22 protein-coding genes are annotated in these 22,742 nt (G+C 62.8%); 4 read left to right on the forward strand and 18 right to left on the reverse strand.

Going from position 1 to position 22,742, the window contains the following annotated elements:
* Positions 1-33: 33 nt before the first annotated feature.
* The 11 genes from mazG to aptA form a co-directional block, all read right to left on the reverse strand.
* Positions 34-873, reverse strand: coding sequence for a nucleoside triphosphate pyrophosphohydrolase (gene mazG / locus ASC48_RS15880; protein WP_055456702.1), 840 nt, complete (start codon positions 871-873; stop codon positions 34-36).
* An 84-nt stretch (positions 874-957) separates the two neighbouring features.
* Entirely contained in the window at positions 958-2,100 is a 1,143-nt protein-coding gene (locus ASC48_RS15885; RefSeq protein ID WP_055456703.1) for an ABC transporter permease, read from the reverse strand.
* Complete coding sequence (locus ASC48_RS15890) at positions 2,097-2,999, reverse strand: ABC transporter permease (protein ID WP_055456704.1); 903 nt, start codon at positions 2,997-2,999, stop codon at positions 2,097-2,099. Before ASC48_RS15890 ends, ASC48_RS15885 begins: the two co-directional genes overlap by 4 nt.
* A complete protein-coding gene (locus tag ASC48_RS15895; protein WP_040679293.1) occupies positions 2,989-3,807 on the reverse strand; it encodes an ABC transporter ATP-binding protein in 819 nt (272 codons plus the stop codon). The genes ASC48_RS15890 and ASC48_RS15895 overlap by 11 nt, the downstream gene beginning before the upstream one ends.
* A gap of 107 nt (positions 3,808-3,914) precedes the next feature.
* Positions 3,915-4,292, reverse strand: a complete 378-nt coding sequence (locus ASC48_RS15900; protein WP_055456705.1) for an endonuclease domain-containing protein — start codon at positions 4,290-4,292, stop codon at positions 3,915-3,917.
* A gap of 133 nt (positions 4,293-4,425) precedes the next feature.
* A complete protein-coding gene (hydA, locus tag ASC48_RS15905; RefSeq protein ID WP_055456706.1) occupies positions 4,426-5,883 on the reverse strand; it encodes a dihydropyrimidinase in 1,458 nt (485 codons plus the stop codon).
* Positions 5,884-5,952: 69 nt separating this feature from the next.
* Complete coding sequence (locus ASC48_RS15910) at positions 5,953-6,423, reverse strand: GNAT family N-acetyltransferase (RefSeq protein ID WP_055456707.1); 471 nt, start codon at positions 6,421-6,423, stop codon at positions 5,953-5,955.
* Positions 6,424-6,517: 94 nt separating this feature from the next.
* Positions 6,518-6,805, reverse strand: a complete 288-nt coding sequence (locus tag ASC48_RS15915; RefSeq protein WP_055456708.1) for a GIY-YIG nuclease family protein — start codon at positions 6,803-6,805, stop codon at positions 6,518-6,520.
* 109 nt (positions 6,806-6,914) lie between these two features.
* Positions 6,915-8,165: a Zn-dependent hydrolase gene (locus ASC48_RS15920; RefSeq protein WP_055456709.1), complete on the reverse strand. Its 1,251-nt coding sequence runs from the start codon at positions 8,163-8,165 to the stop codon at positions 6,915-6,917.
* 54 nt (positions 8,166-8,219) lie between these two features.
* A complete protein-coding gene (locus tag ASC48_RS15925; protein WP_055456710.1) occupies positions 8,220-9,716 on the reverse strand; it encodes a CoA-acylating methylmalonate-semialdehyde dehydrogenase in 1,497 nt (498 codons plus the stop codon).
* Positions 9,717-9,848: 132 nt separating this feature from the next.
* Entirely contained in the window at positions 9,849-11,183 is a 1,335-nt protein-coding gene (aptA, locus tag ASC48_RS15930) for an omega-aminotransferase AptA (RefSeq protein ID WP_055456711.1), read from the reverse strand.
* 419 nt (positions 11,184-11,602) lie between these two features.
* Here aptA and ASC48_RS15935 point away from each other — a divergent pair, with 419 nt between their 5' ends.
* Both ASC48_RS15935 and ASC48_RS15940 read left to right on the forward strand, forming a co-directional pair.
* Positions 11,603-12,271, forward strand: a complete 669-nt coding sequence (locus ASC48_RS15935) for a TetR/AcrR family transcriptional regulator (RefSeq protein ID WP_055456712.1) — start codon at positions 11,603-11,605, stop codon at positions 12,269-12,271.
* Between the two features lie 74 nt (positions 12,272-12,345).
* The gene (locus ASC48_RS15940) at positions 12,346-12,990 is read left to right on the forward strand and encodes a TetR family transcriptional regulator C-terminal domain-containing protein (protein WP_055456732.1); all 645 of its coding nucleotides are present in this window, start codon (positions 12,346-12,348) and stop codon (positions 12,988-12,990) included.
* A gap of 133 nt (positions 12,991-13,123) precedes the next feature.
* Here the strand turns inward: ASC48_RS15940 and ASC48_RS15945 are convergent, their stop codons facing one another.
* Entirely contained in the window at positions 13,124-13,447 is a 324-nt protein-coding gene (locus ASC48_RS15945; protein ID WP_055456713.1) for a hypothetical protein, read from the reverse strand.
* 231 nt (positions 13,448-13,678) lie between these two features.
* Here ASC48_RS15945 and arfB point away from each other — a divergent pair, with 231 nt between their 5' ends.
* Positions 13,679-14,131 (forward strand): alternative ribosome rescue aminoacyl-tRNA hydrolase ArfB, encoded by a 453-nt coding sequence (gene arfB, locus ASC48_RS15950; protein ID WP_055456714.1) that lies wholly within the window; start codon positions 13,679-13,681, stop codon positions 14,129-14,131.
* A gap of 767 nt (positions 14,132-14,898) precedes the next feature.
* On the opposite strand, the gene ASC48_RS15955 is transcribed toward arfB, so the two are convergent.
* From ASC48_RS15955 to ASC48_RS15965, 3 genes are all read right to left on the reverse strand, one after another.
* Positions 14,899-15,552, reverse strand: coding sequence for a regulatory protein RecX (locus ASC48_RS15955; protein WP_055456715.1), 654 nt, complete (start codon positions 15,550-15,552; stop codon positions 14,899-14,901).
* Between the two features lie 91 nt (positions 15,553-15,643).
* Positions 15,644-17,212: a DHA2 family efflux MFS transporter permease subunit gene (locus ASC48_RS15960; protein ID WP_055456716.1), complete on the reverse strand. Its 1,569-nt coding sequence runs from the start codon at positions 17,210-17,212 to the stop codon at positions 15,644-15,646.
* Between the two features lie 33 nt (positions 17,213-17,245).
* Positions 17,246-18,550 (reverse strand): HlyD family secretion protein, encoded by a 1,305-nt coding sequence (locus ASC48_RS15965; protein ID WP_208975766.1) that lies wholly within the window; start codon positions 18,548-18,550, stop codon positions 17,246-17,248.
* A gap of 203 nt (positions 18,551-18,753) precedes the next feature.
* Between ASC48_RS15965 and ASC48_RS15970 the strand changes: the two genes are divergently transcribed.
* Positions 18,754-19,404 carry a TetR/AcrR family transcriptional regulator gene (locus ASC48_RS15970; RefSeq protein WP_055456717.1) on the forward strand — a complete coding sequence of 217 codons (651 nt, stop codon included), beginning with the start codon at positions 18,754-18,756 and terminating at the stop codon, positions 19,402-19,404.
* Positions 19,405-19,421: 17 nt separating this feature from the next.
* Here the strand turns inward: ASC48_RS15970 and ASC48_RS15975 are convergent, their stop codons facing one another.
* The 3 genes from ASC48_RS15975 to metG all read right to left on the reverse strand — a co-directional run bounded on the left by ASC48_RS15975 (position 19,422) and on the right by metG (position 22,729).
* The gene (locus ASC48_RS15975; protein ID WP_055456718.1) at positions 19,422-20,255 is read right to left on the reverse strand and encodes an MBL fold metallo-hydrolase; all 834 of its coding nucleotides are present in this window, start codon (positions 20,253-20,255) and stop codon (positions 19,422-19,424) included.
* Positions 20,252-21,040 carry a TatD family hydrolase gene (locus tag ASC48_RS15980; protein ID WP_055456734.1) on the reverse strand — a complete coding sequence of 263 codons (789 nt, stop codon included), beginning with the start codon at positions 21,038-21,040 and terminating at the stop codon, positions 20,252-20,254. Before ASC48_RS15980 ends, ASC48_RS15975 begins: the two co-directional genes overlap by 4 nt.
* A gap of 132 nt (positions 21,041-21,172) precedes the next feature.
* Positions 21,173-22,729: a methionine--tRNA ligase gene (metG, locus tag ASC48_RS15985; RefSeq protein WP_055456719.1), complete on the reverse strand. Its 1,557-nt coding sequence runs from the start codon at positions 22,727-22,729 to the stop codon at positions 21,173-21,175.
* Between the last annotated feature and the right edge of the window lie 13 nt (positions 22,730-22,742).

Raw genomic sequence — 22,742 nt, forward strand, 5'->3', positions numbered from 1 at the left:
CCCGGCTACCGCAGATCTATTTTATTAGCCGGCTTATTTTCCCTTCGCCGCCTGCCAGATTTCTTCCATTTCATCCAGAGTGAGCGCTTCCAGTTTGGTGCCGCGCCGGGCGGCTTCCGCTTCGATGGCGGCGAAGCGGCGGCGGAACTTGGCGTTGGTCCGCTTCAGGGCTGCCTCCGGCTCCACTTCGAGATGACGGGCAAGATTGGCAACGGCGAAGAGCACGTCGCCCAACTCGTCCTTCACCGCATCGGGAACGGAACCGGTGACCGCCGGCGGCGTGTGGTCCGTGAGTTCCGCTTCCAGTTCATCCAGTTCCTCGCGGATCTTGGCAAAGACCGGAGCGAGCGTCTCCCAGTCAAACCCGACCTTCGCGGCCCGCCGCTGGATCTTTTCCGCTTCCATCAGGGCAGGGAAGGCGGACGGCACGGCGTCGAGATAGCCAGGCTCGGTGTCCGGCAGGCCCATGGCCGCCCGGCGGGCCTTGCGCTCGGCCTTTTCCTCCGCCTTGATCTTGTCCCACATGCCCTTTGCCATACCGGAGGAGCGGGCTTCCTCGCCGCCGAACACATGCGGGTGGCGCCGGATCATCTTCCTCGTGATCGCTTCGACCACATCGGGGAAGCTGAAGGCGCCCTCTTCCTCGGCCATACGGGCGTGATAGACCACCTGCAGCAGGAGATCGCCCAGTTCCTCGCGCAGATCATCCAGATCGTTGCGGCTGATGGCTTCTGCCACCTCATAGGCTTCTTCCACCGTGTAAGGCGCAATCGTGCCGAAGTCCTGCTCCAGATCCCAGGGGCAACCGGTGATTGGCGTGCGCAGCGCCGCCATGATGTCGATAAGAACGGAGATATCGCGGCCAGGTTTCATGGGAGAATCCGGTAGGGAGGTGTCTTGGGAACAGGACCTTACCGGCTCGCAGGCCCCGCGTGAAGCCGCGGGGCCTGTTTCATGTCACCCCCGCTGAGAGGGATGCCAGAAGGTGGCCCAGCGTTCCACCGCCGAAACAGCGGCGTAGAACAGGGAGCCGGCCAGCGCCGCCACGGCGATTTCCGCCCAGACCATGTCGAGGTTCATGCGCCCCACTTCCGTCGAGATGCGGAAGCCCATGCCGACGATGGGGGTGCCGAAGAACTCCGCCACGATGGCCCCGATAAGGGCGAGGGTGGAGTTGATCTTCAGCGCGTTGAAGATGAAGGGCAGCGCCATGGGCAGGCGCAGCTTCACCAGCGTCTGGCCGTGGCTGGCCGCGTAGGTGCGCATCAGGTCCTTCTGCATGGCATCGGCCGCGGCAAGGCCCGCCACCGTGTTCACCAGCATGGGGAAGAAGGTCATGATGATGACAACGGCTGCCTTCGACGGCCAGTCAAAGCCAAACCACATGACCATGATGGGTGCGACGCCGATGATCGGCAGGGCCGAGACTAGATTGCCGATGGGCAAAAGGCCGCGCTTCAGGAAGGGCACCCGGTCGGCGATGAGGGCCACCAGAAAGCCCGAGCCGCAGCCCGCCACATAGCCGAAGACGACCGCCTTCAAAAAGGTCTGCTGGAAATCGGCCCAGAGGATGGGCAGGGACCCGGCAATGCGCAACCCGATGGCGGAGGGGGAAGGCAGCAGCACCTGCGGCACGCCGGCGCCAATGGTGATCAGCTCCCACAGGGCCAGCAGCGTCAGGCCGAAGACGAGCGGAATGGCCAGATTGACAACGCGTGCTGCCGTCTTGCCAAGCCCCCGCCAGGCGGAGAGGCGGCTTGCCAGAAGCCAGGCGGACAGCCAGATGGCCGCCACCAGCGCCCAGAAACCGGGAGCGGCCTGCCCGCGGTGATGATGCGCAACGCCGATCAGCAGCAGGGCGGAAATGGCGGTGACGATGCCGATGGCCACATCGCCGATGCGGTTCTGCTGGAAGCCGAGCATGATGCGCACGCCCATTATGGCCATGAGGCTGACTGCGATGGCAACCCGCGGCATTTCGACCACGCCGAGATCCGGCGTGAAGATGAGGCTGGTGAGGCCAATGACGGTGAGAAGCAGGCTGGCACCGGCAAGGAGCGCCGTGCCGCTGAAGGAGGTGCTGTGCCGGGACTGGATCATCGGCTCATCCCCATGCGGCGGAGGGTGATTTTTTCGGCAAGGCCGATGAGGGAAACCAGAAGCCCGGCGAGAACGGCAGCCATGATCAGGGCCGACCAGATCTGCACAGTCTGCCCGTAGTAAGATCCGGCCAGCAGCCGCGCCCCGAGGCCTGCGACAGCCCCGGTCGGCAGCTCGCCAACAATGGCGCCCACGAGACTTGCAGCAATCCCGACCTTCATCGAGGTGAAGAGATAGGGCACCGCATAGGGCAGGCGCAGCTTCCAGAAGGTCTCAAGCTTCGTCGCAGAATAGGTGTGCATCAGGTCCATGTGGATGATTTCAGGCGAGCGCAGCCCCTTCACCATGCCGACTGTCACCGGAAAGAAGGACAGGTAGGTGGAAATGAGCGCTTTTGGCAGAAGGCCCGAAATGCCAACCGAGTTCAGAACCACGATGATCATCGGCGCAATCGCCAGGATCGGAATGGTCTGGGACGTGATCACCCAGGGCATGAGCGATTTGTCCAGAACGCGGCTGTGCACGATCCCGACGGCCAGAAGAATGCCGAGCAGCGTTCCCATGGCAAAGCCGGTCAGCGTCGAGGAGAGGGTGATGCCGGTGTGGTAGAACAGGCTGCGGTTGGAGGTGATGCGCCTGTTGACCGTCGTATCCCAGATTTCCACCGCCACCTGCTGCGGAGAGGGCATGACGGGCCGCTCCTGCATCATGGTATCGGCGACAAGCTGTGTGAAAGGCACATCCGTCTGGCCAGCGCGGGCATAGATGTCACGCTGGAATGGCGCATTGAGGGCGACCGTTGCCACATACCAGAGGCCGAGGATCGCCAGCAGGAGCGTGAGGACGGGCAGGGTGGAGCCCGAAAGAAGCCGTGCGGTTTTGCCCTTGTCAGTCATCATAGGCATGCCCCGCCTTCAGCCCTTCGCGCACGCGATGGGCGATCTTCAGGAATTCCGGGCTCTCGCGCATGTCCAGCGTCCGCTCGCGCGGCAGGTCGCTTTCGATGATGTCATAGATCCGGCCCGGGCGCGGGCACAGGACGACGATCTTGGTGGAGAGATAGACCGCCTCCGGGATGGAGTGGGTGACGAAGACGACTGTCTTGTTCGTCTTGGCCCAGAGCTGGTGCAGCTGGTCATTGAGGTGATCGCGCACGATTTCGTCCAGCGCGCCGAAGGGCTCGTCCATCAGCAGAAGATCGGGCTGAACGGCGAGGGCGCGGGCAATGGAAGCGCGCTGCTGCATGCCGCCGGAGAGCTGCCAGGGGTATTTGCGGGCAAAGCCGCCGAGTTCCACCAGTTCCAGCACCTGCGCAATGCGCTTTTGCTGCTCCGCCCTGGCAAGGCCCATGATCTCCAGCGGCAGGGCGATGTTCTTTTCGATGGTGCGCCAGGGATAGAGCGCGGCGGCCTGAAATACATAGCCGTAGGAGCGGTCGAGGCGGGCATTTTCCGGGGTGGTGCCGTTGACGCTGATCTCTCCGGAAGTCTTCTGCTCCAGATCGGCGATGACGCGCAGCAACGTGGTCTTGCCGCAGCCCGAAGGGCCGATGAAGGAGACGAAGTCGCCCTTGGCAATGTCCAGATTGATGTTCGACAGGGCATGGACAGGCCCGTCATTCGTCTCAAAAGTCAGGCACAGATCCTTCGCCGAAATCACCGGCTGGGAGGCGGCTGGCCGCTCAACTGCTCCACTCGTCACGTTCATCGTTCCCCGCTGTTGCAGCCTCTCCGCCGCCGGATTTTCCCCGTGTCATGCAGAGTGCTTTTTTGCCTGTCTGTAGAATACCAGTGCGTTCGTGCGGACATGCGCCGTTAAACGGCTGTACGGCTTTCATTCAATGCCATGAGTATCTTCTCAAGGCAGCCTTCGACCGATGAGGCCAGCTCTCCCGTCGGCAGCCGCAAGACTCTGTATCCGGCTTCTGCAAACCACTCGTCCCTGATCTGGTCCCTAAAACTCCTATCTGCGTACAGATGGTGCTCGCCATCCAGCTCAATGATCAGTTTTGCACCATGACACGCGAAATCCGCAATGTAAGGGCCGATCGGTACCTGCTTGCGCAGGTGATACCCGTATGGTGACCGGAAGCTGCGAAGCTCCACCCAGAGACGCTTTTCTCCAGCCGTCATGTCCCGCCGCAGACGCCGGGCGCGAGAAATAGCAGACTTGCCAACCACCGTTGAGGACATCTCCCAGCCCTCTCATCTCCTCGGACCCTTCACATCATTCACGGACAGATCAGGACAAGGCGTTTCCGATCCCCTCCCCTCAAGGGGGAGGGGACTGAGAGGCTTCAGCCAAGGGAACGAATCTCTTCTCCTCTCACACCCCGCTCGCCGGAATGCCGGTTCGCTCCACCTTGCGGGGGGCGGTGAGTTCCTTCCAGGTTGAAAGCGCCTTGTTGACCGCCTGATAGGGCTCGCGCTTGACGAACTGGCCGTGGCCTTCCTGCGGGCGCACCGTGCCGTCTTCCACGGCCACACGGCCGCGGGTGAGGGTGAAGCGGGGCAGGCCCTTCACCTTCTTGCCTTCGAAGACGTTGTAGTCGATGGCCGACTGCTGGCTGGCGGCGGAGATGGTCTTTTCCTTCTCCGGGTCCCAGACCACGATATCCGCATCCGCGCCCACGAGAATGGCGCCCTTCTTGGGATACATGTTCATGATCTTGGCGATGTTGGTGGAGGTGACGGCGACGAATTCGTTCATCGTCAGCCGGCCGGTCGCAACGCCATAGGTCCACAGCATGGGCATACGGTCTTCCAGGCCGCCGGTGCCGTTCGGGATCTTGGTGAAGTCGCCAAGGCCGAAGCGCTTCTGATCCGTGGTAAAGGCGCAGTGGTCGGTCGCCACCACCTGCAGCGAGCCGGAGGCAAGGCCGGCCCAGAGGCTGTCCTGGTGCTTCTTGTCGCGGAACGGCGGGCTCATCACCCGGCGGGCGGCATGGTCCCAATCGGGGTGACGGTACTCGCTGTCATCCAGCGTCAGATGCTGGATCAGCGGCTCGCCATAGGCACGGATGCCGTTCTGGCGCGCCCGGCGGATCGCCTCATGCGCCTGTTCGGACGAGGTGTGGACGATATAGACCGGCACGCCCGCCATATCGGCAATCATGATGGCGCGGTTGGTAGCCTCGCCTTCCACTTCCGGCGGACGGGAGTAAGCATGTGCCTCCGGCCCGTTGTTGCCTTCAGCCAGCAGCTTCTGCTGCAGCGAGGCGACCACATCGCCGTTTTCCGCGTGGACGAGCGGCAGAGCGCCCAGCTCGGCGCAGCGCTGGAACGAGGCGAACATCTCGTCGTCATTCACCATCAGCGCGCCCTTATAGGCCATGAAGTGCTTGAAGGTGTTGATGCCTTTCTCGCGGACGATGGTCTCCATCTCGTTGAAGACCGTCTCGCCCCACCAGGTGATCGCCATGTGGAAGGAATAGTCGCAATGGGCGCGGGTTGACTTGTTGTCCCACATGGACAGCGCCTCCAGCAGAGACTGGCCGGGCGAGGGCAGGGCAAAATCCACCACCATCGTTGTGCCGCCGGCCAGGGCTGCGCGGGTTCCGCTGTCGAAATCATCGGCGGAATAGGTGCCCATGAAGGGCATTTCGAGGTGGGTATGCGGGTCGATGCCGCCCGGCATGACATAGCAGCCCGTAGCATCCAGCACGGTATCGCCGGAGAGGTTCCTGCCGATCTCGATGATCCTGCCGCCCTCGACCTTCACATCGGCCTCGTAGGTGAGGTCGGCGGTCACCACGGTTCCGCCCTTGATCACAGTGCTTGCCATGTCTGTTCCCCTTTTTCCGTTTCCGCGCTGTTGCGCCTTGTTGCGGAGCACTGCGCGGCTGTCTTTATGTCAGTTTTGCTCGATGCTCCGGCTCATGAACAGGCTGCAGGGATTGTCCTCATAGGGCCCGAATGGCCCGCAGGGCGCATAACCGAACGCCTTGTACATGCGCACGGCTTCCCGATTGAGCTCACCCGTCTCCAGATAAAGCTGCCGGACACCGCGCTCCCGCGCCAGATGCTCCAGCTTTTCCATAAGCGTCCGCCCGGCACCCATGCCGCGTGCGGCCGGATCAACGAAAATGCGCTTCAGCTCGCCGCTGCCTTCTTCGAACCACTTCACCGCCCCGCAGCCGATCACCTTGCCATCCGCCTTGCGCACAACGATGAAGTCCACATCCGGCTGCATCAGGTCTTCCAGCGGCGAGCCGAAATTGCCCTCCGGCGGATAAAGGCTGTCCGCATAGGCATCCGACTGCTCCAGAAGCTCCAGAACCTCGGGCTGGTCAGGTGTCTCGATGGCGGTGCGCAGCGATGTCATGCGGTGCTTTCTGTTGTTCGAGTAATGGTCTTCCCCCTCTCGATCGTCATCCCGGACAAGCGCAGCGCAGATCCGGGACCGGTGAGCCGAGGTGCTACAGGTTGAGATCCGGATAAAGATCACGCCATTGCGGATTGCCCTTCTCGATCAGGTCGAACTTCCACTGCCGCCGCCAGCGTTTGATCTTCTTTTCCATCGCAATCGCTTCATGCATCGTGGCAACCTCCTGATACCAAACGAGCCACTTGATGCCGTACCGCTCCGTGAAGCCTTCAATCTGTCCTTCACGGTGCTCGTAAACTCGTCTTGCCAAAACTGCCGTCACGCCCGTGTAGAGTGTTTCATATGGCTTTGATGCCATGATGTAGACCCATGCGGGCATTGTCCGTTCCGTCCTCCAGTCAACTCAGGCCCCGGCTCACCGGTCCCGGATCTCCGCTTCGCTGCGTCCGGGATGACGATGGAGAGGAACGGGTCGAGAGTGCCCTCTCTCACCCCACGACCTCAGCCGTCTCCAGCACCGCGTGCAACAGAACATCACATGCCGCGCCGGCCCATTCCTTGGAAATCTCCTCCGCCTCGTTATGCGAGAGCCCGCCCACGCAGGGGCACATGATCATGGTGGCGGGGGCGACCTTGGCGGCCCAGCAGGCGTCGTGGCCTGCGCCCGAGATGATGTTCATGTGGCTGTAGCCGAGCCGTTCCGCGGCGGAGCGCACGCTGGAGACGAGTTTCGGGTCGAAGGTCACCGGATCGAAATGGCCTACCGCCTCCACCGAACAGCCGACGCCGAGCGCCTTGCAGATGGTGGCCGCTTCCGCTTCGATGCGGGCGCGCATCGAGGTGAGCTTGGCAAGGTCGGGTGTGCGGATATCGACGGTGAAGACCACCTGACCGGGCAGCACATTGCGGGAGTTGGGCGAGAAGAACACCTGTCCGACGCCGCCAACGGCCCCCGGCTGATGGTCCATGGCAACGCTCTGGACCATCTCCAGAATGCGCGACATGGCCAGACCGGCGTTGACGCGCAGGTTCATCGGCGTGGAGCCGGTGTGCGCCTCGCGGCCCGTCAGGGTGAATTCCAGCCACCACAGGCCCTGGCAATGGGTGACGACGCCGATCTGCTTGCCTTCGGCCTCCAGAATCGGCCCCTGTTCGATGTGCAGCTCGTAATAGGCGTGCATCTTGCGGGCGCCCACTTCTTCGTCACCCAGCCAGCCGATGCGCTTCAGCTCATCGCCATAGGTCTTGCCCTCCGGGTCCTTGCGGCCATAGGCATAGTCAAGGCTGTGCACCCCGGCGAAAACGCCGGAGGCGAGCATCGCAGGAGCAAAGCGGGCGCCTTCCTCGTTGGCCCAGTTGGTGACAACGATGGGATGCTTCGTCTTGATGCTGAGATCATTCAGCGTGCGCACCAGCTCCAGCCCGGCCAGAACGCCGAGCACGCCATCATATTTGCCGCCGGTCGGCTGGGTGTCGAGGTGCGAGCCCACATAGACGGGCAGGGCGTCCGGATCGGTGCCCGGCCGGGTCATGAACATGGTGCCCATCTTGTCGACGCCCATGGTCAGCCCTGCGTTTTCGCACCAGGACTGGAACAGCCTGCGCCCTTCGGCATCGGCATCCGTCAGGGTCTGGCGGTTGTTGCCGCCCGCGATGCCCGGGCCAATCTTGGCCATGTCCATTATGCTGTCCCAAAGGCGGTCCGGTTTGATCTTCAGGTTCTGTCCGAGTGTTGTCATCGTGCTCTGCCTTGAAAATTGCGCCGCTGGCGGGATCTGGTCCTCTGGTCAGCCTCAGTCGAGGCTGGGGAAAGTGAAGACTGCACCGTCCTTGATGCCGGCCGGCCAGCGGGTGGTCACCGTCTTGAGGCGGGTGTTGAAGCGCACGCCTTCCGGCCCGTAGATGGAGTGATCGCCAAACAGCGAGCGCTTCCAGCCGCCGAAGGAGAAATAGGCGACCGGCACCGGGATCGGCACGTTGATGCCGACCATGCCCACCTCGATCCTGTCGGCAAAGGCGCGGGCGGCGTCGCCGTCGCGGGTGAAGATTGCGGTGCCGTTGCCATATTCGTGGGTGTTGATGAGATCGAGCGCCTCGTCATAGCCCTTGGCCCGCACCACGGAGAGCACCGGGCCGAAGATCTCTTCCTTGTAGATGGTCATGTCCGGGGTAACCCGGTCGAACAGGGTGCCGCCGACGAAATAGCCGTTCTCATAGCCCTGCAGCGAAAAGCCCCGGCCATCAACCAGCAGCTCTGCGCCTTCCTTGACTCCCTGGTCGATGTAACCTAGCACCTTGCGCTTGTGGGCATCGGTGATCACCGGCCCCATCTCGGCGTCCTTGTCCGTGGCCGGGCCGATCTTGAGGGCCTGCACACGTGGCACCAGCTTTTCGACCAAGGCATCGGCGGTCTTCTCGCCAATCGGCACGGCGACGGAAATGGCCATGCAGCGCTCACCGGCAGAGCCGTAGCCTGCGCCCATCAGCGCGTCGGCGGCCTGATCCATGTCCGCGTCGGGCATGATGATCATGTGGTTCTTTGCCCCGCCAAGCGCCTGCACGCGCTTTCCATGGGCGGTGCCGGTAGCATAGACATATTCGGCAATCGGGGTGGAGCCGACGAAGGAGACAGCCTTCACATCCGGGTGGGTGAGCAGCACATCTACGGCTTCCTTGCCGCCATGCACCACGTTGAGCACGCCTTCCGGGAATCCGGCCTCACGGAACAGCTCATAGACCACCATGACGGCGGAAGGATCGCGCTCGGATGGCTTCAGGATGAAGGTGTTTCCGCAGGCAACGGAGATCGGATACATCCACAGCGGCACCATGGCCGGAAAATTGAACGGCGTGATGCCGGCGACAACACCCAGCGGCTGGCGGTCGCAATAGCTGTCGATGGCTGGCCCAACGTTGCGGGCGAAGTCACCCTTCAGCAGATGCGGTATGCCGCAGGCAAATTCAACGACCTCAATGCCGCGTGCGACTTCCCCCAGCGCATCGTCATGGGTCTTTCCATGCTCGGCGGAGATCGCCCTTGCGATATTGTCCGCGTTGGCTGTCAGAAGTTCCTTGAAGCGGAACATGAACCGCGCACGCTTCAGCGGCGGCGTGTCGCGCCAGGCCGGGAAGGCGGCCTTGGCTGCAGCGATGGCCGCCGCCACATCGGCGGCGCAGGACAGGCCAAGCTCGGCCACCTGCTCGCCGGTTGCCGGGTTGAACACGGGCGAAACCTTGCCGGAGGTGACGGGCGTTTCCTTGCCGGCGATGATGTTGTGAATGGTCTTCATGGGTCGCGTTTCCGGGTTCTGCCTTGGAGCGCGCAAGCGATGGTCTGGCGGCGGTCTGGCATCATCTTGTTGTGTGTGCGGGGCGTTGATGCCGCGTCAGGGCAGGCGGTTCAGCCCTGACGCAAGGCTTCGTCAGATGTTGTTTTCCAGCACCTTGCGCAGCTTGCCGAACAGCTCGTCGATCTGCTCCTTGGAGATGATCAGCGGCGGCGACAGGGCGATGATGTCGCCCGTGGTGCGGATGAGGATGCCGTCCTCATAGGCCTTGAGGAAGGCCGAAAAGGCGCGTTTGGTCGGCTCACCGGGGATTGATTCCAGCTCAATGGCTCCGATGAGGCCAAGGTTGCGGATGTCGATCACATGCGGGCAGTCCTTCAGCGAGTGCACAGCTGCTTCCCAGTAGGAGGCAAGATCGGCTGCACGGGTCAGCAGGCCCTCTTCCTCGTAAGTGTCGAGGGTGGCAAGGGCTGCGGCGCAGGCGACCGGATGGGCCGAGTAGGTATAGCCGTGGAACAGCTCGATCATGTGCTCCGGGCCGGTCATGAAGGTCTCGTAGATCTGCCTGGTGCAGAACACGGCGCCCATCGGAATGACGCCCGAGGTGATGCCCTTGGCCGTGGTGATCATGTCCGGCATCACGTCGAAATAATCGGTGGCAAACGGCGTGCCGATGCGCCCAAAACCGGTGATCACTTCGTCGAAGATCAGCAGGATGCCATGCTGGGTGCAAAGCTCGCGCAGGCGCTTGAGGTATCCCTTCGGCGGGATCAGAACACCCGTGGACCCGGCCACCGGCTCGACGATGACAGCCGCGATTGTTGAAGGATCATGCAGCTGGATGACCTTGATCAGATCATCGGCAAATTCCGCGCCATGCTCCGGCTCGCCGCGCGAGAAGGCATTGCGGACGGGATCATGGGTGTGGCGGATGTGATCGACGCCGGTCAGCATGGTACCGAAATGCTTGCGGTTGTTGACGATGCCGCCAACGGAGATGCCGCCGAAGCCGACGCCGTGGTAGCCGCGCTCGCGGCCAATGAGGCGGGTGCGGGTGCCCTGGCCGATGGCGCGCTGATAGGCGAGCGCGATCTTCAGCGCCGTATCGACGCTTTCCGAACCCGAGTTGGTGAAGAACACGTGGTCCATCGGCGAGGGCAGCATGGCGGCAAGGCGGGCCGCCAGTTCAAAGGCCTTGGGGTGGCCCATCTGGAAGGCCGGGGCATAATCCAGCTCGGCGATCTGCTTCTGCACCGCTTCCACGATGCGGGGGCGCGAGTGGCCCGCGTTGCAGCACCACAGGCCAGCCGTGCCATCCAGCACCTTGTTGCCCTCGGCTGTGGTGTAATGCATGTCCTTGGCCGCGACGAACATGCGCGGCGCCTTCTTGAACTGGCGGTTCGCCGTAAACGGCATCCAGAAGGCTTCCAGATTGTTGGGAATGGCAGCGGACGCGGCCTTGTCAGACATAGTTCCTCCTTGCCGGTTCCGGCCATCAGCGGCGCGGAAACACGGTCGTGGCTGCAGCAAACTTGCACACGGGTTCGGCTTCAGGCGAACACGGGTAGCCTGAGCCTAGCAGTGCCGGGCACGGTTGTCCGTCATCGTCTTGCGATTTTGCACCTGCGCTGTTCCCTTCATGACCTGCCGCAGTCTTGTTGCCGCGTGCGGGCCGGTTGATCTCTGGATATGCCCCGTTCGGGGTCTTGTGTTTGGCGGCCAGGAGCCTTCGCGAGGGCCTGAAAGAAACCTGACCAATTGGTCAAGGAGCGTATGAATCCTTGACCAGACGGTCAAGATGATAATTTCATCGGCAGGATGAAAATCTGACCACAGATGTGCTGCGCCGCAACAGGCTGGCCAGCAGCGGGGACAGGAAGCGGGGGGCAATGGAGCGCAAGCCATCCAGCCGGAGCACAGCGCGGGCGGAAACCGAACGGGCAATCCTTGAGGCGGCCGAAACAGTGTTCGCCGAACACGGCTACCGGGGCGCCACGACGGGCATGATCGCGGCCCGGGCAGGCATCCCCAAGGCGAACCTGCATTACTACTTTGCCACCAAGGAAGCGCTGTACCGGCAGGTGGTGGAAAACATCTTCACAATCTGGCTGGAAGCGGCCAATTCCTTCGATGACTGCGAGGATCCGGAAGAAGCGCTGACCCGCTACATCACCACCAAGATGGACATTTCCCGGCAGCATCCCATGGGCTCCAAGGTCTGGGCCAACGAGATCCTGCACCGGGCGCCCGTCATCCAGGACTATCTCGAAACAACGCTGCGCGACTGGACCGCGAGCCGCATTGCCATCATCGACAGATGGGTAGCGGAGGGCCGGATGGACCCGGTCGATCCGCGCACGCTGCTCTACATGATCTGGGCGACGACCCAGCACTATGCTGACTTCATTCATCAGATCGAGACGCTGAACGGCGGAGCGCCCCTGTCGGAGGCACAGTTCGCCTTGGCCCGGGAGAACGTGGTGCGAATCGTGCTATCGGGCGTCGGAATCAGGGCCAAGGCTCGGGCCAAGGCTCAGGGTGGAGACTGCCCCGCATGACGGATCATACTTCTTCCGGCCAACCTGCTGCGCGTAACCGCACGCCGCGCCCGCGCACCCGCACGGCACGCAGCATGGGAACTGCGGCGCAGAACGAGGATGGCAATCTCAGCCGCATTCAGGAACTGAACCGCAGCCGCCTTCTGGATGCGGCGCTGGCCGAGTTCTCCCGGCTTGGCTTTTCCGGCGCAACTCTCGAAGCAATTGCGGGCGGGGCGGGCATGTCCAAGTCGAACCTGCTCTATTACTTCCGCTCCAAGACAGAGATTTACGAGGCGGTTCTGGCCTATATTCTCGAGGTCTGGCTTGCCCCCTTGCGCCGTCTTGATCCGGAGGGCGATCCAGCCTCAGAACTGACCGCCTATATCCGCCAGAAGCTGCAGATGTCCGCCGACCTGCCGGAAGCCTCCCGCCTCTTTGCCAACGAAGTGTTGCAGGGGGCCCCGCGCATCCGCAAGGTGCTGGAGGAGGATCTCAAGGAACTGGTGCGCGAGAAGGCCGGTGTCATCCGGCACTGGATGAACAAGGAGCTGATCCGGCCTGCCGATCCGGTGCATCTCATCTTCATGATCTGGGCCATGACCCAGCACTATGCCGATTTCGAAACCCAGATCCGCATAGTCACGGGAAAAACGCTCGATGACCCGGAGTTCCGGGAAGGGGCGGCAGAGACAGTCTGCGGGCTGGTGCTGTCCGCTCTGGGGCTGAAACCGGCCTGAAAGGGATACGGCTGAAACGCGAAAGGCTGCGGCGCCAGTGGCAGCGCCGCAGCCCTTGCAGGAGGTCAGGTGGCTTGAGAGACCGTGGGGAGTGTCAGGGCGGGGATCTCCTGACGGGATGGGCGGTCAACACTCAGCTCTTCTTCTTGTGAAGCGCCGTACCGGTGGAACCGGTGGCGGAGTTGCTGGCAGCCTTCTGCTGCATCTGCCCGCTGGCAGACGTGCCGGAGGTGGCCTTTGCTGTGGATGTGGCGGCCGTCTTGGCGCTGGTCTTCTTCAGAAGCGCGCTGCCGGATGAGGCCGTGGTGGACGATGTCTTCTTCAGCATCTGCGACTGGTGCTGTGCAGGTGTTCCCGTATCCGCCCGCTTCACCGTGGTGGCTGCGAATGCGCCGCCTGCCATGGTGGCAAGGAAAGAAGCGGCAAGGACCGGGGCAATCATCTTCTGCAGTTTCATTTCACCAACTCCTGGGTTATCAGGCCATAAGGACCTGCAGGAAGCATCCGCCTTGCCCGGAGCGGCGTGTGGAGCGCTGTGGGGGAGGGCTTCGCTGGCCGATCCGGAAGGCAAGATCAGCATCCACCTTTCCGGGCATTCTGCCAAGCTATTGCTTTATTAAATCTTTTTAAGATTGGTGCGCGCAATTCCGCCGCAATCCAGGCGGACGGGAGCAAAGGAGGCGGGACTATGGCGGAAGATAACGGCATACCGCCGCGCGGCCGCATTCCCGTGACCGGGCGGCTCTTCATCGAAGAAGCGGACCTGCGCGAGGATTTCATCCGCGCCTCCGGTCCGGGCGGGCAGAACGTCAACAAGGTTTCGACAGCCGTGCAGTTGCGCTTTAATCTTGCCGGCAATACCAGCCTGCCGGAGGATGTGAAGGCACGTGCAGCAGAGCTCGCAGGCAGCCGCCTGACGCGCAGCGGCGAAATCATCATCCAGGCCGACCGGTTCCGCACCCAGCAGATGAACCGGGACGACGCGCTGGCTCGCCTGATCGAGCTTCTCGCCCGCGCCGCCCACCGCGGCAAGCCCCGCAAGGCGACCCGGCCGACGCTTGCCTCCAAACGCCGCCGCGTAGAAGGCAAGAAGCACCGCGGCACGATCAAGAAGATGCGCGGCAGCGGGCCGGTGGAGTAGGGGATGGGCTATAGACTGGCGTTCTATAACTCATGAAGGGCGCGGTTTGTGGGCTATGGAAGGCTTTTGACCTTGAGGCCGGGGCAAAGACTGCCAGTGGAATGACCAGCGTCAAGGGGCTGTCCTGCAAGGGCTCGGCGCAAAAGCTCCGGTACCAGGACGCTGCAAGGCCGCCGGGATCGGAACAGCTCCAGCTGCCCGTGTAGTGAATGACGCCAGCGGGAGCTTGCAGCAATGCGGGCTCTTCGCGCATCCATGCCGCACCGGCCACAGCCCGGAACGGCAAGCCATATAGGCTTCCTGCAAACGCCGGGCCGCACCGGCCTCCGTTTCAAACGCCTTCGGGTCCCGCCGGTTGGTCTGCGCAATCAACTCTGCCGTTCGCCCGGCGTCCCAGCTGTCGAGAAAGTCGTTGAGCAGATCGATGATGATGATGAGACAATGTGAAGCCATGGCGCGAAACAACCGCAGCACCGAGTCATCGATGTGACGGGCGGCATGTGACGGGTGATATGCAACGGGCAGCATGTGACAGGCGGCGGCGCTTCGGCAGCAATCTCATTGCATATAAATAAGTTCCATAATATATCTTATCCGATATTTGTGCGTAGCAGCCCTCTAGTATGCCAAACCCCACTTGGGCCAGTTAGAGATGCGGCCCTTGCCGTCCGTCTGACGCTGGTCAATGTCAATGTTGGAAGGAAGACTGGTCCCGGCTCGCGCTGGGCTTGGCCGGATGACGATGGAAAGGTGCTGTATGAGGCAGCTCACTCTTCCATTCCCTCCACGCCCTGCAAGGCGGCCCGTGCGGCGGAGATAGAGTGGCCGGCGCGGCACATGGCGGCCATGTCCTTGCGGTCCTTGCCGCGGCGGGTCTCCGGGCTCTCGTCCTGGTGGCCCTTGCGCCACGGCCCGAGCCTGCGGCGCTGCGCAAAGCGGCGTGCAGCGCTGACGTCCGACGTTTCGTCCTGATCCAGTACCGCATCGATCATCTGCCGGGTGACGCCTTTGGCGCCCAGCTGCGCGGCGATCTTGCGCGTGGAGGCTCCCTTGCGGCGCAGGATGGCGAGTTTGGTTTCGGCAAAGCTGCGGTCGTTCACCAGACCGCTGCGGCTGCACTTGTCCAGCACCGCCTCGATCATCGGCACATAGACGCTTGCATCCGTGCCATGGTGGCGGGCGGCGCGGGAAACCTTGCGCTCCAGCACGAGCCGCAGATTGGCCAGCGACGTGGCATAGCGCTCCAGATAGGCCAGGGCCTGCCGTGTGAGGCGCTCCTGCGTCGGAATGCGCGGCGCCCGGCGTTGCGCCTTGCCGCCAGCGGACCTTGTAGACAAGGGCCTTGCAGACGCCAGGCTTTCGTCACTGCGGCCGTCTGTCCGGGCGCTGGCCGGATGGTCCTGCGCGCCGTCATCGGCCATGAAGCCCTCCGAAAATCCGTTCCATACCAATCAAGGTATTGGAAATGTTGGATTTTTCAAGAGTAAAATGGCCTCATCTGACCGGAGGGCATCAGTGCCCTCCACCGCCGCCCGTATTGAGTTTTGGCTTTTCGACAAAGAAGATGGCGGCCAGCAGGCAGATGAACAGCAGGGTCAGCAGCATGAACATGTCGATGAAGGACATGATGAAGGCCTGCTGGGTGACCATGCCCTTCACCGCATTGAGGGCCGCTGTGGGGGCGGCATCGCCCAGCGGCGCATAGGCCTGCGTCAGCATGGACATGGTTTCCTGCACCGGCTCACGGGCGCCATTGACGCTTTCGGCCAAGCGCTCGTAGTGGAAGGCACGCCGCTCGGTCAGGAAGGAGTTGATCAGCGCAAGACCCACGGCACCGCCGAGGTTCCGCGTCAGATTGAACAGGCCGGAGGCGTTCTTGATCATCTTCGGCGGCAGCATGCCAAGGGCGATGTTGTTGATCGGCACCATGCACAGCATCAGGGAGCAGCCGCGCAGGATCTGCGGCAGCAGCAGCTCGTAGAAATCCCAGTCCTGCGTAAGCCCGGTGACAATATAGGTGCCGAGCGCAAAGCCGCCGAAGCCGATGCCCATCATCACGCGCGGATCGAGCACGCTCATCAGCCGTCCTGCGATGGGGGCTGTCAGGAACATGGCAAGGCCGCTGACGAACATGGTCTCACCGATCTGCAGCGCGGTATAGCCGCGGATGCCGGAGAGATAGACTGGATAGAGATAGGTCAGGCCATAGAGTCCGATGCCCATGACGAAGCTGAACAGGCTTCCCATTGCGAAGTTCTTGTTGCCAAAGGCACGCAAATCCGCAACCGGCTCATCCACCGTAAAGGCCCGGTAGAAGAACAGCAGCGCGGCGGCACCCGAGAGCACGGAGAACAGGACGATATGCTCGCTCTGGAACCAGTCGTCATTGGTCCCCTCCTCCAGCACATATTCGAGCGACCCGAGGAACACCGCCATGGCGGCAAAGCCAGTCCAGTCGAACTTGTCGAGAAGGCTCATGTCCGGCTCATCAAAGTCGATCAGCGTAATGGCGGCAATCGTCACGAAGATGCCGGGAATGACGTTGATCAGGAACAGCCAGTGCCAGGACATGAAGTCGGTGAGATAGCCGCCCAGCGTCGGGCCAATGGTCGGGGCCAGCGTTGCGACGAGGCCGATGATCGGCGACACGATGCTGAATTTCTCACGCGGGAAGATCAGATAGGCCGTCGCGAAGACGGTAGGGATCATGCCGCCGCCGAGAAATCCCTGCAGCGTGCGCCAGAGGATCATTTCGTTGATCGTCGTGGCCGTGGCGCACATGAAGCTCATGGCGGTGAAGCCGCCAGCGGAGATGGCAAACATCCAGCGGGTCGAGAGCATGCGCGACAGATAGCCGGACAGCGGGATCATGATCACTTCGGCGATCAGATAGCTCGTCTGCACCCACGGAATTTCATCGCTGGAGGCGCCGAGCCCGGCCTGGATCTCCGACAGGGAGGCCGAGACGATCTGGATGTCCAGGATCGCCATGAACATGCCGAAGACCATGCACAGGAAGGTCAGCATCCTGCGCGTGGTCACGACGGGTTGGGCCGGAACGGCCATTGTTGCGTCTGTCATGTTGCGTCCGCAGCCCTTCTGGGGCGCCCCCTGTCAGCGGGCGCTCGCGGTCTTGCTGCCGGGAAGGCCCGTGATCCGCGTGCCGGTGCGGGTATCAACTTCCACGACCACCGACATGCCGGGACGCAGCACGGAAGCACCCTCCTCGCTTACCGGAACAGAAATGCGCACCGGTATGCGCTGCACCACCTTGGTGAAGTTGCCCGTGGCATTTTCGGACGGCAGCAGGCTGAAGACGGAGCCGGTCGCCGGGGACAGGCTCTTCACCGTGCCGTGCAGCTCAAGCTGCGGGTAGGCATCGACGGTCACCTTCACTGAAGCGCCGGGCTGGATGGCATCCATCTGGGTTTCCTTGAAATTGGCGTCAATACGGGCATCGGCCAGAGGCACGATGGAGGCGACGCGGCTGCCAGTCTGCAGTAGCGAGCCCACCTGCACTGCCCGGTTGCCGACGACACCGGAAACCGGTGCCCGCACCACGGTGAAGTCCAGATCCCGTTCGGCCTTTTCCAGCGCCGTGCGAGCGGAGGCTACGGCCCGCTCAGCCTCCTTCTTCTGGCTCTCCAGCACCGCCACGTTGGCTTCGGCGACCGAGACGGCCGCCTTGCTGCTGGCGACCGTGGCAGAGGCATCGCGCATGTTGGCAAGAGCCGTGTCCAGAGAGGCCTGGCTCGACACCTTGCCCGCAGTCAGTTTCACCTGGCGCTCGTAACTTGCCTTTGCCTCGATGGCGCGGGCTTCAGCCGCTTCGACAGACGCCCTCGCCTGCTCGACGGAGGCTTGGCTGGCGATGATCTGGCGGGCAATACGCTCCACCGTCGCTTCGGCGCTGGCCACATTGTCCTTTGCGGACTGCACGGCCAGCCGGTAATCGCCATCATCAATGCGGGCGATCACCTGCCCTGCGTCCACATGCTGGTTGTCGGCCACCTCGATGCTGACGACATAGCCCGACACCTTGGACAGAACCGTGGTGATATCGGCCGAAACATAGGCATCGTCGGTCGAGGCCATGAAGCGGCCATGGGTCCACCAGCCATAGCCCTCATAGGCACCGGCCGCGGCGGCAAGGAGCAGGATGACCCGTATGACCTTGCCCGCCTTGCCCTTCTCCTTCGCTGTGCTGCCGCCCTCGCCGGCCTGCTGGCCGGTGGCAGGCTGCGGGTCTCCATGGGCATTCCGGGCACGGGTGGGGGATGGTGCTTCCGGGCTGCCAGCGGGAGACCCGCTGCCATCCGCCGCGGGTGCAGCCGCGCGGCGTTCCTCTCCGCTGCCGGTGGGGGTACGGGAAGCGGGAGATTGGGTTTCTGTCTTGAGAAGTGTGGCAGTGCTGGTCACGGCGGGGGGAGCCTTCGTTGTGTGCCTTTCGCACATAAATAGCTTGACTGAACGGTTCGGTCAATAGATGTTTTGGAAGGGCGGCCCTCCGGAAAAGGCCCATCCCCCACAGAAATCATGGCACCTTCCGGGTGGAATTTGACAGAGGGACCTTCCCGAACCTACGTAGGGGCAACGCCGCTGCAACAGAGCTGAAACGGATCATGACTGCACAGGACGCCCACCAGGTGGACGGAGACAAGTCCGGCCAGCCCGCCAATGCCAAACGCAACCAGATTCTGGACGGCGCACGCCGTGTGTTCCGCGCCAATGGCTTTGATGGGGCCAGCATGGAAACCATAGCCCGTGAGGCCGGGGTGTCGAAGGGCACGCTCTATGTCTATTTCGACAGCAAGGAAGCCCTGTTCAAGGCGCTGATCCTGAAGGACCGGCAGCTTCAGCCCGAGCATTGCATCACGGATCTGGATGACAGCGCACCGCTTGAGGACGCGCTCATGCGGCTTGGCATCGTCTATCTTTCACGGATGATACTGCCCGAAACCATCTCGACCCTGCGCATGGTGATGGGAGCATCGGAGAAGTTCCCCGAATTTGGCGCCCTGCTCTATGAGGAAGGCCCGAAGAAGGGCATCCGCCACCTGAAGCAATTCCTGCTGCACCGGCAGGAGATCGGCCAGATCACGGACTGCGACCTGGAACTGGCGGCGAGCCAGTTTCTGGATCTTTGCATCTCCGGCACCATGCGGCGCATGCTGCTGACCTCAGGCTCGGCGCCCTCTCAGGCCGAGCAGCAGGCAATCATCGCTTCAGCCGTGCGCGTGTTCATGAAGTCCTATGCAGTGAGCAACGGCTAACAGGAGCTGGAGCCCGGTCAGTCCGAAGAGCCGGGCGCCGCTCCCCCGCCTGCCAGCTTGATCACCATGCCGTCGTAGGCAGGTTCCACATGCGGCGGAAGCTCACGGCAGAGCGTGGCATAGTCCATGTCGTTGTGCATGTTGGTGAGGATGGCGCGCGCCGGCTTCAGGCTGGCGATCCAGTGCAGCGCATCGTCCAGCGAGAAATGGCTGGGATGCGGCGTGCGGCGCAGGGCATCGATGATGAACAGCCGCAGACCGGCGAACCGGGCCACTTCTCTTTCGGGAATCTCCGATACATCAGGTAGATAGACCACATCTTGAAAGCGGAACGCGAGGGAATCGATTTCCCCGTGATGCACCCGGATGGGCTGGAAGGCGATCGGTCCGCCTGCTCCGCCGATCACGGTTTCCTCTCCTGCCGTCAACCGCCGCTCGTCCAGGATCGGCGGATAGGAGGAGCCGGGCGGTGTGGTGAAACAGTAGTCGAAGGCCTCATGCGCGCGGGCCGAGGTGGGCTCATCCATGTAGACGGGCACCTTCATGCGGTTGCGCAGCGCCAGCATCCTCAGGTCATCGATGCCATGCAGGTGATCGGCATGGGCATGGGTATAGATCACCGCATCCAGATATCCTGCCCCGGCGTCGAGCAATTGGGCGCGCATGTCCGGCCCGGTGTCGATGAGAACCGTTGTCTCGCCCCCCTCGCCTTTCTGGCGCACCAGCAGAGCACAGCGGCGGCGGCGGTTGCGCGGCTCGGCCGGGTCACAGCATCCCCAGTCGTCACCAAGGCGCGGCACGCCCCCTGATGATCCGCAGCCGAGGATGGTGATCTCCAGCTCTGCGCTCATTCTGCCTCCGGCCGTTTCGCCTTGGTGAAGAGACGGAAGAAGTTGTCCGTCGTCTGCCGGGCCATGTCTTCCGCGCTCACGCCATGCACTTCGGCAAGGGTCTGGGCGGTGAAGGCCGTATAGGCCGGCTCGTTGCGCTTGCCGCGCCAGGGCTGCGGAGCGAGATAAGGCGCGTCGGTTTCGACCAGCAGCCTGTCACGCGGCACGCTGGCGGCAATCTCGCGGATCTCCTCGGAGCGTTTGAAGGTCAGGATGCCGGAGAAGGAGACATAAAGCCCCAGCTCCACGCCGCGCCGGGCCAGCTCCGGGCCGGAAGAGAAACAGTGCAGCAGCGCCGGGAAGGCGCCCTTCCCCATTTCCTCGTTCAGGATCGCCATCATGTCCTCATCCGCATCGCGCGAATGGATGACCAGCGGCAGCCGGGTGCGGCGGGCCGCCTCGATATGGGTGCGAAGCCCCTGCGCCTGCGAGGCCCGCGGTGCCTTGTCGTAGAAGTAATCGAGCCCTGCTTCCCCGATGGCAACGACCTTGGGATGCTGGGCGAGCTGCACCAGTTCGTCCGCCGTGACGTCCAGTTCCTCGTGAGCATTGTGCGGATGGGTGCCGACCGAGCAATAGACGCTGTCATAGGCTTCCGCGATGGCCAGCACCTGCGGGAACTTGCGCACCCGCGTGGAGATCGTGACCATCAGCTTCACGCCAGCCGCATGGGCGCGTGCAATCACCTCGTCCCGCTCGGCCTCGAAGTCGGGAAAATCGAGATGGCAATGGCTGTCGACAAGCATGGGAAAGCCTTGGGGAAACTTGTGGATAACATGCGGGCAATCCATGTGGAGAACCGGTGCTCTCCGCTGTGGATAAACCTCTTAACTCTTTGAAAGAGCAGAGATTTCCCCGCTCTTTCGTATTTTCGCAACTTACGCGTCCGCCTGTTCCGGCTCCACATAGCGCGGGAAAGCCGGCTCGGGCTTGGGGATTTCCACGCCGGCGGCAAGCCGCCCGGCTGCGCCAAGCGTTGCAAAGCTGCGGGCGCCAGCCGGCACCGACAGGTTGTCGAGCAGCCTGGAGGCGGCCGCCGGGGTCACCGGCTGGGCCAGAATGGCGATCTGGCGGATCACTTCGGCCGTGACATAGAGCACCGTGTTCATGCGCTCCGGATCGGTCTTCTTCAGCGCCCAGGGCTCCTGCGAAGCAAAGTAGCGGTTGGCCTCGGCCACGCAGGCCCAGATGCAAGCAAGACCCGCATGGATTTCCTGCTTGCCGAATGCAGCTCGGCAGGTGTCCAGCATCGCATCAGCCTGTGCCAGAATGGCTTCGTCCGCAGGGTGAAGCGCACCGGGCTGTGGCAGCTTGCCGTCGCAGTTTTTGGAGATCATCGACAGGGAGCGCGACGCCAGATTGCCGAGGTCATTGGCCAGATCAGCATTGATGCGGTTGACGATCGCCTCATGACTGTAATTGCCATCCTGTCCGAAGGGCACCTCGCGCAGGAAGAAGTAGCGGGTCTGATCAAGGCCGTAATGCTCGATCAGGCTGAAGGGGTCGATGACGTTGCCGACCGACTTCGACATCTTCTCGCCGCGGTTGAACAGGAAGCCGTGGGCATAGACGCGCTTGGGCAGCGGGATGCCGGCCGACATCAGGAAGGCAGGCCAGTACACCGCGTGGAAGCGGATGATGTCCTTGCCGATGATATGGGCATCCGCCGGCCAGTAGGACCAGCGCGCATCACCCTCGTCCGGGAAGCCAGCACCGGTGATGTAGTTGGTGAGCGCATCCACCCACACATACATCACATGCCGCGCGTCGCCCGGCACCGGAATGCCCCAGTCGAAGGTGGTGCGCGAAACGGACAGGTCCTTCAGCCCGCGGCTGACGAAGCTGACGATCTCGTTGCGGCGTTCGGACGGGCCGATGAAGTCCGGATTGGCCTCGTAATGGGCCAGAAGCTTGTCCTGATAGGCGGACAGGCGGAAGAAGTAGCTCTCCTCCTCCACCCACTCCACCGGCGTGCCCTGCGGGCCGTAACGTACGCCATCAGGGCGCACTTCCGTCTCGCCCTCCTGATAGAAAGCCTCGTCACGCACCGAGTACCAGCCGGAGTAGCTGTCCTTGTAGATGTCACCATTCGCCGCCATCCGCTTCCAGATCTCCTGGCTCGCCTTGTGGTGGCGCTCCTCGCTGGTGCGGATGAAATCATTGTTGGTGCAGCCAAGGGCCTCCACCATCGCACGGAAACGGGCGGAGTTGCGGTCGGCCAGCTCCTGGGCGGTGATGCCTTCCTTGCGCGCCGTCTGCAGCATCTTCTGGCCGTGCTCGTCCGTGCCCGTCAGGAAGAACACATCCTTGCCATCCAGCCGCTGGAAGCGGGCCATCGCATCGGTGGCAATCGCCTCGTAGGCGTGGCCGATATGCGGCACCCCGTTGGGATAGGAAATGGCCGTGGTGATGTAGTAGCGGGGCTTGTCGGTCATGACGCTTCGGATG

Origin of the sequence: Pannonibacter indicus (assembly GCF_001418225.1) — a bacterium.
Lineage (GTDB): Bacteria > Pseudomonadota > Alphaproteobacteria > Rhizobiales > Stappiaceae > Pannonibacter > Pannonibacter indicus.

Coding starts and splice junctions, on each gene's coding strand:
- ASC48_RS15910 (WP_055456707.1), bottom strand. CDS start 6,423: ATGACATCGCTGCGCACCGCCATCGAGACACCTGACCAGCCCGAGGTT.
- ASC48_RS15920 (WP_055456709.1), bottom strand. CDS start 8,165: ATGACAACACTCGGACAGAACCTGAAGATCAAACCGGACCGCCTTTGG.
- ASC48_RS15940 (WP_055456732.1), top strand. CDS start 12,346: ATGGGAACTGCGGCGCAGAACGAGGATGGCAATCTCAGCCGCATTCAG.
- ASC48_RS15975 (WP_055456718.1), bottom strand. CDS start 20,255: ATGAGCGCAGAGCTGGAGATCACCATCCTCGGCTGCGGATCATCAGGG.
- ASC48_RS15960 (WP_055456716.1), bottom strand. CDS start 17,212: ATGACAGACGCAACAATGGCCGTTCCGGCCCAACCCGTCGTGACCACG.
- mazG (WP_055456702.1), bottom strand. CDS start 873: ATGAAACCTGGCCGCGATATCTCCGTTCTTATCGACATCATGGCGGCG.
- ASC48_RS15925 (WP_055456710.1), bottom strand. CDS start 9,716: ATGAAGACCATTCACAACATCATCGCCGGCAAGGAAACGCCCGTCACC.
- arfB (WP_055456714.1), top strand. CDS start 13,679: ATGGCGGAAGATAACGGCATACCGCCGCGCGGCCGCATTCCCGTGACC.
- ASC48_RS15885 (WP_055456703.1), bottom strand. CDS start 2,100: ATGATCCAGTCCCGGCACAGCACCTCCTTCAGCGGCACGGCGCTCCTT.
- ASC48_RS15945 (WP_055456713.1), bottom strand. CDS start 13,447: ATGAAACTGCAGAAGATGATTGCCCCGGTCCTTGCCGCTTCTTTCCTT.
- ASC48_RS15935 (WP_055456712.1), top strand. CDS start 11,603: ATGGAGCGCAAGCCATCCAGCCGGAGCACAGCGCGGGCGGAAACCGAA.
- hydA (WP_055456706.1), bottom strand. CDS start 5,883: ATGGCAAGCACTGTGATCAAGGGCGGAACCGTGGTGACCGCCGACCTC.
- ASC48_RS15955 (WP_055456715.1), bottom strand. CDS start 15,552: ATGGCCGATGACGGCGCGCAGGACCATCCGGCCAGCGCCCGGACAGAC.
- ASC48_RS15890 (WP_055456704.1), bottom strand. CDS start 2,999: ATGATGACTGACAAGGGCAAAACCGCACGGCTTCTTTCGGGCTCCACC.
- aptA (WP_055456711.1), bottom strand. CDS start 11,183: ATGTCTGACAAGGCCGCGTCCGCTGCCATTCCCAACAATCTGGAAGCC.
- ASC48_RS15980 (WP_055456734.1), bottom strand. CDS start 21,040: ATGCTTGTCGACAGCCATTGCCATCTCGATTTTCCCGACTTCGAGGCC.
- ASC48_RS15895 (WP_040679293.1), bottom strand. CDS start 3,807: ATGAACGTGACGAGTGGAGCAGTTGAGCGGCCAGCCGCCTCCCAGCCG.
- ASC48_RS15970 (WP_055456717.1), top strand. CDS start 18,754: ATGACTGCACAGGACGCCCACCAGGTGGACGGAGACAAGTCCGGCCAG.
- metG (WP_055456719.1), bottom strand. CDS start 22,729: ATGACCGACAAGCCCCGCTACTACATCACCACGGCCATTTCCTATCCC.
- ASC48_RS15900 (WP_055456705.1), bottom strand. CDS start 4,292: ATGTCCTCAACGGTGGTTGGCAAGTCTGCTATTTCTCGCGCCCGGCGT.
- ASC48_RS15915 (WP_055456708.1), bottom strand. CDS start 6,805: ATGCCCGCATGGGTCTACATCATGGCATCAAAGCCATATGAAACACTC.